Origin of the sequence: Microcoleus sp. LAD1_D3 (assembly GCF_036702135.1) — a bacterium.
Taxonomy (GTDB): Bacteria; Cyanobacteriota; Cyanobacteriia; order Cyanobacteriales; family Microcoleaceae; genus Microcoleus.
Map to the genome: position 1 here is coordinate 109,735 of NZ_JAUBSB010000009.1, position 13,691 is coordinate 123,425.

The 13,691-nt window shown below is 47.9% G+C and carries 11 protein-coding genes; 4 read left to right on the top strand and 7 right to left on the bottom strand.

The window, feature by feature from the left end; translation table 11 throughout:
- Window positions 1–15: 15 nt before the first annotated feature.
- From QUA74_RS07875 to QUA74_RS07885, 3 genes are all read right to left on the bottom strand, one after another.
- Window positions 16–705 (bottom strand): urease accessory protein UreF, encoded by a 690-nt coding sequence (locus QUA74_RS07875; protein ID WP_333326845.1) that lies wholly within the window; start codon window positions 703–705, stop codon window positions 16–18.
- Window positions 706–828: 123 nt separating this feature from the next.
- On the bottom strand, window positions 829–1,266 hold the full coding sequence (gene ureE / locus QUA74_RS07880; protein WP_333326753.1) for an urease accessory protein UreE: 438 nt from the start codon (window positions 1,264–1,266) through the stop codon (window positions 829–831).
- Between the two features lie 430 nt (window positions 1,267–1,696).
- Window positions 1,697–2,188 carry a DUF4168 domain-containing protein gene (locus QUA74_RS07885; protein WP_333326755.1) on the bottom strand — a complete coding sequence of 164 codons (492 nt, stop codon included), beginning with the start codon at window positions 2,186–2,188 and terminating at the stop codon, window positions 1,697–1,699.
- 437 nt (window positions 2,189–2,625) lie between these two features.
- Between QUA74_RS07885 and QUA74_RS07890 the strand changes: the two genes are divergently transcribed.
- From QUA74_RS07890 to QUA74_RS07900, 3 genes are all read left to right on the top strand, one after another.
- Window positions 2,626–2,763, top strand: coding sequence for a hypothetical protein (locus tag QUA74_RS07890; RefSeq protein ID WP_333326757.1), 138 nt, complete (start codon window positions 2,626–2,628; stop codon window positions 2,761–2,763).
- Window positions 2,764–3,054: 291 nt separating this feature from the next.
- Window positions 3,055–3,480, top strand: coding sequence for a DoxX family protein (locus QUA74_RS07895; protein WP_333326759.1), 426 nt, complete (start codon window positions 3,055–3,057; stop codon window positions 3,478–3,480).
- Window positions 3,477–3,992: a DUF4385 domain-containing protein gene (locus QUA74_RS07900; RefSeq protein ID WP_333326761.1), complete on the top strand. Its 516-nt coding sequence runs from the start codon at window positions 3,477–3,479 to the stop codon at window positions 3,990–3,992. Before QUA74_RS07895 ends, QUA74_RS07900 begins: the two co-directional genes overlap by 4 nt.
- Window positions 3,993–4,093: 101 nt before the next feature.
- On the opposite strand, the gene QUA74_RS07905 is transcribed toward QUA74_RS07900, so the two are convergent.
- The 4 genes from QUA74_RS07905 to QUA74_RS07920 form a co-directional block, all read right to left on the bottom strand.
- On the bottom strand, window positions 4,094–4,561 hold the full coding sequence (locus QUA74_RS07905) for a regulatory protein RecX (protein ID WP_006634375.1): 468 nt from the start codon (window positions 4,559–4,561) through the stop codon (window positions 4,094–4,096).
- Between the two features lie 90 nt (window positions 4,562–4,651).
- Window positions 4,652–5,062 (bottom strand): AbrB family transcriptional regulator, encoded by a 411-nt coding sequence (locus QUA74_RS07910; protein WP_293126913.1) that lies wholly within the window; start codon window positions 5,060–5,062, stop codon window positions 4,652–4,654.
- A 1,617-nt stretch (window positions 5,063–6,679) separates the two neighbouring features.
- On the bottom strand, window positions 6,680–8,380 hold the full coding sequence (locus QUA74_RS07915) for a CHAT domain-containing protein (protein WP_333326763.1): 1,701 nt from the start codon (window positions 8,378–8,380) through the stop codon (window positions 6,680–6,682).
- A gap of 4 nt (window positions 8,381–8,384) precedes the next feature.
- A complete protein-coding gene (locus tag QUA74_RS07920) occupies window positions 8,385–8,639 on the bottom strand; it encodes a hypothetical protein (RefSeq protein WP_333326765.1) in 255 nt (84 codons plus the stop codon).
- 1,417 nt (window positions 8,640–10,056) lie between these two features.
- Between QUA74_RS07920 and QUA74_RS07925 the strand changes: the two genes are divergently transcribed.
- Window positions 10,057–13,691: cadherin-like domain-containing protein (locus QUA74_RS07925; protein ID WP_333326766.1), on the top strand; the 3,635-nt coding region annotated here is incomplete at its 3' end.

The window sequence follows — 13,691 nt, forward strand, 5'->3', positions numbered from 1 at the left end:
TAGATTTTCTGATTTTCAACTCCGAAACAACCGAGTGTACTGAGTTTCGTGCGCCATGCTAGCCAGTCCTAATCCCCAACTGCAACTGCCAAGCTCATCATCTTCTAATTTTAAAACTTCTTGGGTCGTACAGCTAATTTGAGACTGCAAATCTAACAGTAACTGTTGACCGGCTGTTTGACCGAGGGGAATCAGTTTCACGCCCGCACTTGCCAAATTGGCAGCCCAACTGTACAAATATCCTAACACGGCCGCTTCCTCTTCAATCTGCCAGTTGGCGGCCGCAATGCCAAAGCCGATCGCAAAATTGCACTGATTGCCGCCAGATTCCACGAATTCTTTTACAATTGTTGTTAATCCAGAAGAAACAGGCGATCGCAACTCCAACAGCAACCTCAGCAAAGTCCGCCCCATTTGCCAACTTTGCAAGCGCAACTCTTCTGTTTCCTTAGTAGCAGTCGCCCAAGCATTCCAGTAATTCAAAGCGGTCAAATCCCCAATCTGGGCCGCCCTCAAAGCCCGTACCACCACACCGGCTTCTACCCGAACAGCCCCGAATTGCAGCGAATTTTCTAACCAATTTCTCAAAGTAATCTCGCTGTCGATCGCACCGGTTTCTACCAGACTTTCGATTCCCTCAGAATAACTATAAGCTCCCACAGGTGCAAAAGCTAGCTGCAACAAACATAAAAGTTGATTGTTCACTGTTGACTGTTGACTGTTGACTGTTGACTGTTGACTTCTTGAATGACCGAAACCAATTTGGTCATAAGCCGTCGGATTCATCGGTAGCAGTAAATCTAAAATCTAAAATCTAAAATCTAAAATCTAATGGTTGTGCCCGTAAGCGCCCATTTCTGGCTGAAACGGCACAATTTCCTCTGTTACTTCCAAACCCATTTTTTCTAGCATTCCCTGCAACACAGAGTCGGGAGAAAGCCTTAAATAATTATCGGCAATTTCTAAAGCTACGTGACGGTTTCCTAAATGATAAGCCGCCCGCATCAGTCGCAGCGGACTCGATGCCCGCGCTGTCAGCACCGGTTCGGGTTTTGCACTTACCAGTACCAAACAGCTACCGTCTTCCGACTGCAATAAATCTCGATCGCGCAATACGGTACCTCTGGGCAAACTCAGGTGCAGCTTTTCCCCCGTCTCCGTCTCGAATCGGTGGCGACTGCGAGTGCGATCGTCCGCCGTCATTGGTACAGTAAAGCTGACAATAGCATTGGGATTTGCAGGTAAATGTTTTGTGAATGTTAGCATTTTTCTATTCTATTCCTCAGAGCAATTCACTTGACATCTAGTTTTTGAGGAATATATTTTTTATAGCCGAAGGAACAAGGAAGAATGAAGTTGTAATTTTCACTTCAGGTTTCAGCAATTAAAAACTTCTTAATCGTCTTGGCAATCACTATATCTCCTTGCCATTTACAGCAAGTTGAAAAATATTCATCTCTCTGAACCGCTCCCGTTATGGCTTTCTTACCAAATTTTTGTTATTTTTTCAAGCACTTGATCACAGACGATCGCCCTTTTTTCTAAAATATTTGCATACCGTCTAGTAACTCGAACAATTGAAATCTCCAATATATTGTTGGGGGGAGTAGGGGTTAGGCCTCATGCCTGCCCAAAACCTGCTTTTATGGAGAAGTCTAATAGAACGGGAGAGGCAGAAAGACTCAAACCCTCAAGCTTATTGATTGCCCGCTTGTTGCAGTCGCAGCAGCTCGGCTTGAATTCGCTGTTTGACTGCCGGATTCGCTTGCTGGAGCAAAGTGAGCTGGTTGAAGCGACTAACTGTCAAACCATTGGTTTCGATAACTTTTTTAGCTTGTTGGCAGTAATTCACTGCGATGCCGCGAACACCTCCAGACAGCCTATTAATTTCCTGAGTTTCGTTGCACACTACTCTGGGAACCGAGCCCCCAGCCATTCCTTTAATTTCGTTATAAGCTTCCACCCGTCTAGGTTCTATTGCCAACACAGCACGAGCGTAGCTAGTAATTTCTTCGCTGCTAATTTCTTGAGCTTGGGCTGCAGATCCGAAAACGAGGTTTGGGGATTGTCCATACAAACCGGGCGCCCACCCGCTAGCTAAAGCTGCTGCAGAAAAGATGCCAAGCAACAGCGATTGTCGCAGCATCCGGTTTATGCCAAATTTAGAGGTGTTTAGTGAGGTGTTCATGGTCGTCGGTGATTGATTGCGTGTAGATAAAAATGACACAGCGCTTGGAGGCTCAATCTTTTTGAATAATATGGTGGGTAAAAAGTTCCTGCCGTTGGTGACTATTTTGAATTCCAGCAGGATGGTTGGGGAGTTGCTACGACGATCGACTTTTTAGCAAATTCGATAATTTCATTCATTCTAACATCTGTGGGAAGTTGACAAAATTCAAACTTTAGATGGTAATTTTAATTACAGAGCCTTACTGAATTGCCTCTCCCAATAATTCTCAAAGCGCAAATATTAAATAATTCTAAAAGTTCTTGACAAATTACTCGCATTATTTAGTCTACGCGCGAGCGATGCTATTCCGAATGCGTGTGCCTTCGGTGAAGGGTCGGGAATCACCTGCAAGGCAAGGTCAAATTTAGCCATAATCGCACTCATCAATTCCCGCGATGATTTATTTAATGTTAAGCGATGGTGCATTTGTCGATCGAGAAAATCCCCGGCTGGTTTGGCTGCTGACGGAGGCAGAGCCAGAACCAAAAATCACGTTTTACTACCGGAAGATAGAGGCCGCAGCAGGGAACTAGACATTAAAATCTTGTTATTAAAATGCGCGCTCTCTGTTGTCGGCAGTCAACGGGCAGACCTTCGATTCCAGTTCTCGCTTCCTCCAGTTTGGGGCTGTGAAAACTTGTCTGGGAGTTACCCAGAAACCTGCTTTTTCTACGAAATAAAATCGTTACAGCCACCAGTAAGAGCAGACAAACCCGGAAAGCTGGAATTTTTGTGCCTCAGTTTTCTTGTCATCTCGATCGCAGATAGCGACTTTTGGCAAGCATTATCGCAGCAATTTAACAATTATTAATTACCCATTGCCCATGAAAAGTCAAAAAGAAATTTGGCGAGTTATTCTCGCAGTAGCTATGAGTATTGTAGGCGTGCTGCACTTTGCAGTACCCGCACCTTTTATCAGAATCGTGCCGCCCCAGCTTCCTTACCCAGAAGCCTTGGTTTATATCAGCGGTTTTTTCGAGATTTTGGGCGGCATTGGGCTGTTAGTTCCTCCTGTCAGCAGGGCGGCGGCATGGGGATTAATTGCCTTGTTTATTGCCGTGTTTCCAGCTAATATCAATCAAGCCGTCAACAACATTCCGATAGAAGGGATTCCCCACAACCAATTACTGTATTGGTTGAGGCTGCCTTTTCAAGCTGTCTTCATTGCTTGGGCCTGGGTTTATACCCAACCAGACGAAGGTAAACCCCGCGCTTCTATAGTTCCAGATAGAACAGAAAACGCCCAATGAAGCAGTTCGACTACTCTTTGGATTTTAAGAACATCGACTTTCGACAGCACCCCGAACTTTATCGGGTAGGGAAAGGAGAACAGGGAGTGCTGTTGGTGGAACCCTACAAAGGAGAAATTCTGCCTTTCTGGAGATTTAAGACTCCTGAAATTGCCAGGGAGTCCAGCAGCAAAATTTACTCCTTGTTTTTAGAGTATCTCGATCGCGAAGATTTTGTTGGGGCCGACATGGCTCGCAAGTTCTTGCAAATGGGGTATACTCGATCGCGTCGCTACGCCAACCACAAAAGCGGTCGAAAATACCAGCAAAACCCTCAGAAGCTGAAGTCTGTTGCAGAGCAAACCGCAGCTCGAAAAGATATTTTGCCGTTAGAAGCAGATCCGGTGAAAGCAGAATCCGCGGCTATTTTTCAAGAGAAATGGATGCTGGCCAAAATCAACGAGAAATATCTCGAGCTTTTAGCCAGACACCGCCAGATGTACGAATCTTATTTAGTCAACCCTGAGGATTGACATACATTTACAAAAACTCAGGACTTACACTTTAGCCTTGTCGGCAGCAGTGTAGTTGTGCTTGCCTATCTGGGCCGCACCTATTGGCGTGGCCCTACTATTTACTCGTCATCTTCTTCTGTTTGCCACTGTCGCCAAATTTCAAAGGCATTAAAGCCCCTGTATTGCAGGTAATTCAAGACTTTGCCCTTGGTTTTCGGATCTGCTTTACCCCAAGTATCGATCTTGTATTTCCGCATGACTTTGGCTTTTAATTCGGCCAGTTTTTCTGCTTCGGAGTCCTGATTTTCGGCAATTTCTTCTTCCCAGACTTGCTCGAACAAATCGTTGGTAATTCCTTTTTGCAGGCACTTGCGCTTGATGGCCGACTTCCCGTATTTGCCTGCTGCAGAGGCGATCGAGTTTGCCACCAAGCGAGTGTCAGACTGATAGCCGCGGTCTTGAATTTGCGCGATCGCCTCCAATATTTCCTCATTGCCAAAACCTTTCTCTTGCCCCTTTTTGCGAAGTTCAGAGGCACTGTAGTCTTTGCGGGACAAGAGAAAATAGAAATAGTCAAGACAGCTCATCAGTTCAATCGAAGGGTGGCGCGCAAATACTCGTGTAGCGAATGCCAAATCCAGTCGCCTTGCCATCGGCTGACTGCATCGCGATCGCCTCTATTCTTCTGTATCCTCCTCTTCATCATCCACTTCCACATCCGGTCTGTCCACATCGATCTGAATCAAGCGAATGTGCTTGTATCCGAGCTTAATTTCAAACTCGTCTCCCGGCTTTAATCCCATTTCTTGGGTATAATTTGCCCCGATCACGATCGAGCCATTCTTGTGAACGCTAGCTCGATAACTCGCTTCTCGCCCGCGTCCGTCTGCTTTCGACTTCTCTAGCTCAATGCCCTTAGCAGCTAACACTGCATCGTAAAACTCAGCCAGATTAATCCGGGTTTCTCCACTTTTGCTGACCGTGAAGTAGCCGCAAAGCTTTGCAAGTTCTCTGCGCGGCAAATCACTGCCTTTGATTTTTTGAAGCAGACCTTTTCCTGTTAAGGGTGCTGTAGCTGTTTCTGCCATTGACCGTACCTCGCTTATTGGACTTTACTTATATCAATTACAACACATTAGATTAACTTTGTTTCACTGTCAATACTAATAATTCTCAATATTTAAGATTCTGGATAAATTTCTGCGGTCTCAAGACCGGGGGTGCAAGTAAGGATGCTCGAAGGGCGATCAATTTGCTGCTTGTGGCCCAAATGCTTGCGTAAGCCTCTCTTGCGATCGCGCGGGAAATTATTGTCGCAAATTAAATGCTTTACTTTTTTACACTAAAGTCTGTTCCCTGCATTCACCAATCCCTGATCGAGTCTGTGGTCAAGGTAAAAACAAGACAGCCATGAATCGAAATACCTAGAGCGTGGCCGCTGCAAATCTGCCGAAAGCATTTACCGGCCGGGGTTAACTTTTACCTCAACAAGGGGAGACAGCACTTGTTCTCGATGCCCCTGCCAGCTACTTGCAAAACCAGTTTACAAAAAGAATCCAACTGTAGGCAAGCTCCAAACCCTTATGGAATAAGTCATTCCCAATTCTTCAATCTAAAATCTAAAATCTAAAATCTAAAATGGTATAAACCCTATTTTTCGGGCGGAAAATCCCCTCAAAACCCCAAATACCAACGAGCAATCTTCTATTAAGGTGTTGGGCATATAACTTCCACAGAACGCAGTCTGGGGAAGGCAATCCGGTAAAAATTGAAGGAAATTTCACCTGTTCGTTGAACGGGTTTAAGCTAAAAGCCGACTCAATGGGCGCGGCGGCAGAAACATCGCACAGCAACTAGGAGGGGAATAGTTTTGATCGGGCGAGATTGCTTCGCGACTCTTAACACTTCGCCACGAATCAGTAGATGTCTAGGCGGAACTCGGGAAAATCTTCCTCCTGTGGCCCCAAGGCAGAGAATTTGAGATTATTTCCACAGGGGAATTGAAAAAGACCGAGTTAAATGCACAACAGCTTAAATGTTTGATGCACTACAAATTAGCAGCGGTTCCCCACAGGGAGTTTCGGTGCGAATGTATTGGTTTCCACTCATGGCCTGTAAACTGCCACACTCTCAAAATTTATACACCAACTGGAGGAGCCCGTCAAACTCACGCCGCTTCCATAATTAATTATTGTGAAATATAGCAACCGCGCTGACGGTGAGGACGTTCTTAATTGTGGCCACTCTGGCTTTTATTGTCTTGTGCCGAATGATGAATGCTCCTGCTGGCGAATCAGCCCGCTCAAAAACGCATACAAGCCACCGACTCCTGTCGTGGAGAGATCAAAATTTTAGAGTTTTGTTCCAGTTCCCAGATTTATCTGTGGAGTAAATTTAAAATCTAAAATCCTTCGACTCACGGCTCAAGCCGAAGTCTAAAATCTCAAATTGACTGACGAATACTGCATCAAGCAGTCCCGGACTTACTCTCTCGACGAGAAACCCAGTTTCTTCTTAGATGCTTGGTTGGGCTGCTGCTTATTTGGGGTAAAAACCGGCTTGATGAACGTAAGTCCGAGATTTGATCGAGCAGCATACTTTTGATAACTTTTCTAGTGGCTGCAGCGAATGGCCAGCAAAAACCCCACCCAGTTTGGAGCCAGGCCAAGAGGGTCTAAATTCAGCATTGCAGTGGGCGATCGCTTTTAGTGACGTTGTTGTAGGTAATTTTGCGACAGGGGAGTCCGTACCGCCGGCAGTAACTCTTCTGGTTTCGTGCCTCGCTGGTTCGAGTACCGCCACCCAAAAAAGCCAGCACTCAAAGCAACGGGCAATAAGCAAAGCATCACGACCACAGATTTGTTCAATCCCGGTTTTTTTAACGGTTTCTGAGTCGGTACAGCGGCGCGAGTTGCTTGGATCACCGAACACTCAGAATTAGGAATAGAGGACGGCGAAGCCGTCGGTGAGTTCGGTGAATTAGTAGCATCGGGTCGATCGTTCTGGTGAACCCAATCCCTACGATCTTTTAATTGGTCGGGAAAGTATTCCCAGACTTCGCCATCACAACTGTCTGACTCATGCGATCGATTGGCTGGGATTGGGGGGTGTTGGGCGATCGCCGAAACCGAAGACGGAGCCTTCCATTCTGTACCCGCGAGCGCCGGTTGCGTTCCCGAGGCGATTATGTGCACCATAGAACCGGATGTCGCACTGTGGGCTGGCGCCCCGGTCAGATAGCCGTCAAAGTCCGGGTGCTGGTAGAGAATCGGCAAAGCCCAGTATAGCTGGTGAGAACCATAGGCAGAAATTAGGCCAGCTCTGGCCCGGCTCAGGCTGAGATCGACTGGATAGCCTTGATTGAGATTGCGGTAAAACAGCCGCGTCAGAGTTAGGGCTACATCGTCGGGGATGCTTTCTGCCATTGCTAGCACTGCCGGAATGCCCCGCTTCACTAGAGCTTCGGTTAAGTTTCGTTCCGGGCTGTCGTCCGCGAGGTCTGAGGGGTCGCCGTAGGCGCCGCGGCAGGAGTTGAACACGGCCATCTGAATACCGTTGTTAACGAGCAATCCAGCTAAGTCGTCGCCACTCAAGGTTTCGGTTAAGCCGGTGCGGCTGCTGACTAGGTAGAGTTCGCCACCTCTGGAACCTAAGTTGCTGTGGCCTGCGTAGTGCAGGACTTGGTAGTGTCCTTGTTCTAGGGCTTGGGTAAGTTGTTCTCGATCGGGCTGTTCGAGAATAGTCAGTTGAATTTCCGGGGAATGGGGGCTGTTTTTGAGAGGATTACCGGTGCGGTTTTGGAGTTCTTGTTGCAGGTGGAGCACTTCTCGCTTGAGCTGCAAGCTGTCTCGATCGCTTGGAGAGGCGATCGCCATTAAAATTTTTAGTGGCCCGCCACTAGGCAGTATCCGGGTTTGTTTGAACAAACTTGTACCTGGTTGGTAGCGAGAAAACACGACATCGGTGCCAGTTGCCAAAGGGCGATCGCCGGCGTGCAGAACTTCCCACGGCAGCCGTGGCAAGCGCCGGCCTTTGAGGCCGAGCCGCAGTTGCAGCACTTCTCGGCGGTGCTGGGCAATGCCTTGAGCGCAAGTCCAGCTATCGCGCAAGTTTCCTTGAAACAGCCCACTGTATAATTGTTGCCCCAGGGCTACTAAATTCGGCGCTGAGTTGTGTCCCGAACGGGAGAGGCCGCGACCAGCAAAATTGGTTCCCTGTACTGCTTTTCCCTGGAGCAAGCCCACCAGTGGGTCGTTCATCAGTTGAGCAGACAGTGCAAGCCATTCGTCGATCGGCCAGCGGACTTGTTGTTCGGCTAAGGGTACACCGGGTGCAACCCTTTCTGTCCGCACTAGATATTCGTCGTCCCCAACAGGGGTGACTGAGAGTTGAAATTCCTGGCTCACGGATTTAGCGCCCTCCCGCCTTAATTCTGAATTTGCCTGCGTTTTTGTGGCTAGCAATAGCACTCGGCAACATATTTTTTACTCTTTTAATCAAAGTTTCTGAATTCGCTTCCCCCGATCGGGCGATCGCTAGGGTGATATATATTTGTTCAAACACTTTGAGGATATAAAAGTTGTACTTTAATAACAGTTTATTAGTTTTGATTGCCCTGTGGCTCGATGAAAGCCGAATTTTCTCCAATCTTGCTATCTTTGACATTTTGCACCTCTACCGCAGACCCCTTTAGATTCGTCGTGAACTTGAGTTTCTCATTGCTGAGTAAAGTTAAAGTGGAGGCACTTTACCAGGCGGATCTCTAGTTCTTATTAAAATTACTTCGGCTCTCACCAACGGCTTTCAGGGCAATATCGCAGGCAAAGTTGAGTATTTTTTTTTTTTTCGATCGGTCGATCGGTCTTTACCGCTTATCCTCTACCACCAACCCCCCATGTGTAATCTTGATTTTGTGTCAATTAATTAATTGGTCAGCCCTGGATTCTCATCCGTAAGCCCTCCGCCCTCATCCTTAAGACTTCAGTGGCGATCGGTAATCGATAGTTGACCCTCGATAATTGCTAATAACTTATTGCTAATTTACCACTTTCATGATATAGAAAATTTTTAATTTAACTGTCTTAATCTAGTTAAAGTTAAGCAGCAAAAATAAACTTAAGTAGCCAAGAACTCTCAACAATACAATGGCAATCAAATTATTCCGGTACTCTCAAGCAACCATCATTTTTGGCATCTAGAGGATTACGCCTCATCAGGTCGGTTTCTCGGAGAATTATTCGATTTGGTAGCGAAGCCTCTACAAAGCAACTGGGTTTGGCAGCCTCGCCGTGGGTCATTCTCGCTCAAAATGCCGATCGAGCTTGCAACTATCACCAAAAACGACTTCTGCACTAATACTACTTTTTGAAAAATTTTGCAATCCGTCTTGAGATAGATATATTTTGGCAAAACTCTTAGTATTGAGCCGAAAAAAAAACTTTTTCTCAGTTCGCGAGGTTTCCTCGAATCGAGAGAAAATTGTGCAACTAAAAATTAGAACAAATATTTGCCCCGGCGAATTATCTAAATTTCTAATTACTCATCGGGAACTAAAATTAGAAGCGTGCAGTCGTTTAGTCAAGAGATTCAAATCCTAAGTCAGGGAAGGATTTGTCAAAGCTGGGAGTGTTACACAACTTCAATACACCCAGCCGAGATCGGAAAAAAAGCAAGGGTAAAATTTGGGGGATACAGGTTTTGGGTAGTTATTTGGGAGTTGTCAGTTGCGAGTTTAAATTCAGCTAATTCACTGTAGAAATTACGTAGAAAATCTACAATCAGAGGCCCTTCGGCGCCGCTTACTGTAGAAATTACCGAGAACATCTTAAATGCTCGGAGCTTCAGCGCAGCAATTACAGTGTAGGTTGCGGAGCAATTAATTTTGATACGCAATTGCAGAATATAAAACTCGCAACACAATGAAAAAAACCTTGCCGTTTAAGTGGCATCTATAATAGTAAAGAGAAGGAGACGAACTCCTCTAGCAGGCGAAAGCATGAAGTTAAAAAAAAATCTTCTGCAGCCTCCTGTTTGCTGATAAATTGATTCTAAGAAGCTTACCATTTTTTGGGAAATATCAACGATGGACGACCTAATTTCGTTGGAAGAAGGACAGGGAACACTTTTTCCAGTTCAAAATGAAACACAAAATCCTGTCGAGGGTTTAGGCAACAACACCCCTACAATTTCCGATCAGGAGTTAGCCGATTTAATTAACCAAGCACTCGCCGAAAACACCGAGGGCGTTACCGCCAAATTTCCGAATCAGTCTAACGGCGCATCCACAACAGGTGTCGGCGATGATGATGACGATGATGATGACGATGATGATGATGATGATGATGATGATGATTTCCAGACCATCGGAGGTACTGATGACGATGACGATGACTTAGATGATGACGATGACTTAGATGATGATGACGATGATGATGATGATTTCCAGACCATCGGAGGTACTGATGACGATGACGATGACTTAGATGATGACAACGGCATCGATCGCCGCCGAACCGTCCGCGGTACCGATGACTCTGACCTAATTGTCGCCACGGGCAATCAGGATGAGATATTCGGCCTAAAAGGCGAAGACACACTCAGAGGACACCGTGACAAACCAACTACACTGTACGGCGGTAAAGGTGACGACGATTGCGAGGGCGGCGATGACGACGATCAAATAAAGGGCGATCGCGATAAAGACGACGTTAAGGGTGGCAAAGGCAACGACACCCTTAACGGCGGTAAAGATAACGATACCGTGATCGGCGGCGAAGGCAACGACGACTGCGAAGGCGATGACGGCGATGACTGGGTCCACGGCAAGGAAGGAAAGGATAAGGTTAAGGGCGGCGCCGGCAACGATAGCATCTACGGTGGCAAAGACGACGACGATTGCAAGGGCGACGAAGGCAACGATAACGTCCGGGGCGATCGAGGCAACGACGATTGTGAGGGCGGCGACGGCAACGATACCGTTAACGGCGGTAAAGATAACGATACCGTGAAGGGCGGTGCAGGCAGCGACAAGTGTGAAGGCGACGACGGCGACGACAGCGTTAGCGGCGGCACCGGTAACGATACCGTGAACGGCGGTGGCGACAGCGACGTTTGCAGTGGCGACGACGGCGACGACAGCGTTAGCGGCGGCATCGGTAACGATACCGTGAGCGGCGGTGGCGACAGCGACGTTTGCAGTGGCGACGACGGCGACGACAGCGTTAGCGGTGGCGTCGGCGACGACAGTGTGATGGGCGGTGACGGCAGCGACGTTTGCAGTGGCGACGACGGCGACGACAGCGTGATGGGCGGTGCCGGCGACGATAGCGTGATGGGCGGTGCCGGCAACGATACCCTCGTTACTGGCGACGGCACTGACATGGCAGACGGCGGCGACGGCGACGACAGCGTTAGCGGCGGCGGCAACGGCGATGATACGCTGATGGGCGGCGATGGCAACGATACGCTGATGGGCGGTACTGGCAACCATACCTGTATCGGCGGTGCTGGATCTGACGTTTATGGCATCGGTGACCAGCCTGGGGTAAGTGCAGTCATCACTGACTACCAAGACGGCCAAGACAAGTTTGTGCTGACTGGCGGCTTGAACTTTAACAGCTTGAGCTTTGTACAAGTCGATGCTAATACCGAAATTCGGGTCAATAACAGGGCGCTGGTGCGATTGTCGAATGTCAACGCAACGCAGATCGATGCTGGCGACTTTTTAGGAGTTGATCCTCAAACTCAAACTCCAAATCAAACTCCAACTCAAACTCCAACTCCAACTGCGAACCCGATTTTTAACCCTCCGCGAGTCGGAGCTAATAAGAACGGCGTTGCTGGTTCCAGCGGCGGCGAGCAAAAAATTAATCGTGAGTCGTTGGAGTATGTCGATGACCAGCAAGGTCCTGGCGGCATAGTCTACACGATAACCGAGCTGCCCGATCCTACAACCGGCCAACTATTCTTTAAGGGAGTCCCCGTACAACCCGGTTCGACCTTCACTCAAGCAGACATTAACGAAGGCTTTGTAAGTTTCAAAGCGACAGTAGGTTATAAGGGTGAGGCTGGTTTTCGTTTTAAAGTTAGCAACGGCAGAAATGAGTTCTCCGGCCAGCGTTTTAGCTTGATAGTCGAGCAAAATGTCTTTAACTTTGCTGACACCACACAATCTCAAGTTATTGTCGGTTCTGCAACGCTGGATAACGACATCGAAGGCGGCCAGGGTGACGATCAGATTACAGGCGGTCAGGCCGACGACACAATCATCGGCGGCGACGGCAAGGACACAGTTAAAGCCGGCGATGGCAATGACGGTATCGAAGGCGACGATGACGATGACGATCTCGACGGTGGCATCGGCGATGACACAGTAGTAGGCGGTCCTGGGAATGACCGATTAACAGGAAATGAGGGCAATGACACGATCGAAGGCGGCACAGGCACCAATACTCTAATTGGTGGTGGTGGAAACGATCGCTTCCGTTACTCCATTTCCCGGCAAGAGATTCAAACAGTTGCAGAAGCTGACTTTATTCTTGACTTTGATGTCAATAACGATGTTTTAGAGCTTTCTAACGCAGCTTTTAATGTCGGCGCTTCTATCTTGACCCAAGTGAATATTACTGCTAATTCTACTTTTGGGTCGATCAGCGGCGGTAATTTCCTCGACTTCACGACGGATATCACTGTTACCAGCATCGCGAGGTTGCAAGCGCGGTTTGTAGAGTTGGGTGGCAACCCAGACGTGCCTGTTTTCTGTCAGTTTATAGATGCCGAGACCGGCCGTGTGGTGGTGGTATATGGTGTTGCGGGGCGCTTGGACATTGTGGCCAGTTTCTCGCTGAACGTTCGCCTCCAAGCCAGTAACTTTGTCTTCACGGGCCCGCCACTAACTATTCCTGTCGGTACTGCTGGTGCTGACAATGTGGATTTCACCACTTCTCCGGCCCCAGTTAATTACGATGGTTTAGCAGGCGATGACAAGATTGTCGGCAGCAACTTTAACGATAGCCTCAAGGGCGGCGACGGCAACGATACTATCACTGGCGGCCTGGGTTTGGATGTCATAAGCGGTGGCAGTGGTGCGGATCTGTTTGTTTACAGGACAACTAAAGAAGGCGGCGATAAAATTTCCGACTTTACTGTTGGGGTAGACAAATTCGAGTTTAGCGCGAGCGCTTTCGGCAATTTGACTACGACTAACTTTGACGGTGTTAGCGCGGTTTCTCCTGACATTACGGGCAAAGAGTTAGTGATTTTCACAGGCGGAAGTTATGCCTCTTTGGAAGCTGCACAAGCTAAAGCCCTGGGGAATTCTACAAGTGCTGGTTTCTTCGCCTTTACGAATGCGTCGAACGAGACTGTGTTGTATTTTGACTCGAACGGTACGACAGCCGGTGGTTCTACCTTGATTGCGAATCTGGGTACGGCTGCTAGCAATCTGGGAACGGCGGACTTTGTATTTACAGGTACGATCGCCTCTTCTGATAATACGACTACTACCAACTCAGGCAGCATTGTTGATTTAACTGCTGCTGGGAACTCTTACCCAAGCGAGTTTAACAACTTCGGTTCAGGTGCTGGCGGTTACAACTTCACTACTCCTGTCTTATTTACCGGAGATGCGAAGGCTAACAGTGTCACGGGTACTGAGTTTGCTGACATCTTCAGCGGCGGTTCTGGTGCAGATGTTCTGACAGGCGGTGCTGGTGCGGA

Coding starts and splice junctions, on each gene's coding strand:
- ureE (WP_333326753.1), bottom strand. CDS start 1,266: ATGCTAACATTCACAAAACATTTACCTGCAAATCCCAATGCTATTGTC.
- QUA74_RS07885 (WP_333326755.1), bottom strand. CDS start 2,188: ATGAACACCTCACTAAACACCTCTAAATTTGGCATAAACCGGATGCTG.
- QUA74_RS07890 (WP_333326757.1), top strand. CDS start 2,626: ATGATTTATTTAATGTTAAGCGATGGTGCATTTGTCGATCGAGAAAAT.
- QUA74_RS07895 (WP_333326759.1), top strand. CDS start 3,055: ATGAAAAGTCAAAAAGAAATTTGGCGAGTTATTCTCGCAGTAGCTATG.
- QUA74_RS07900 (WP_333326761.1), top strand. CDS start 3,477: ATGAAGCAGTTCGACTACTCTTTGGATTTTAAGAACATCGACTTTCGA.
- QUA74_RS07905 (WP_006634375.1), bottom strand. CDS start 4,561: ATGAGCTGTCTTGACTATTTCTATTTTCTCTTGTCCCGCAAAGACTAC.
- QUA74_RS07910 (WP_293126913.1), bottom strand. CDS start 5,062: ATGGCAGAAACAGCTACAGCACCCTTAACAGGAAAAGGTCTGCTTCAA.
- QUA74_RS07920 (WP_333326765.1), bottom strand. CDS start 8,639: ATGTCAAAGATAGCAAGATTGGAGAAAATTCGGCTTTCATCGAGCCAC.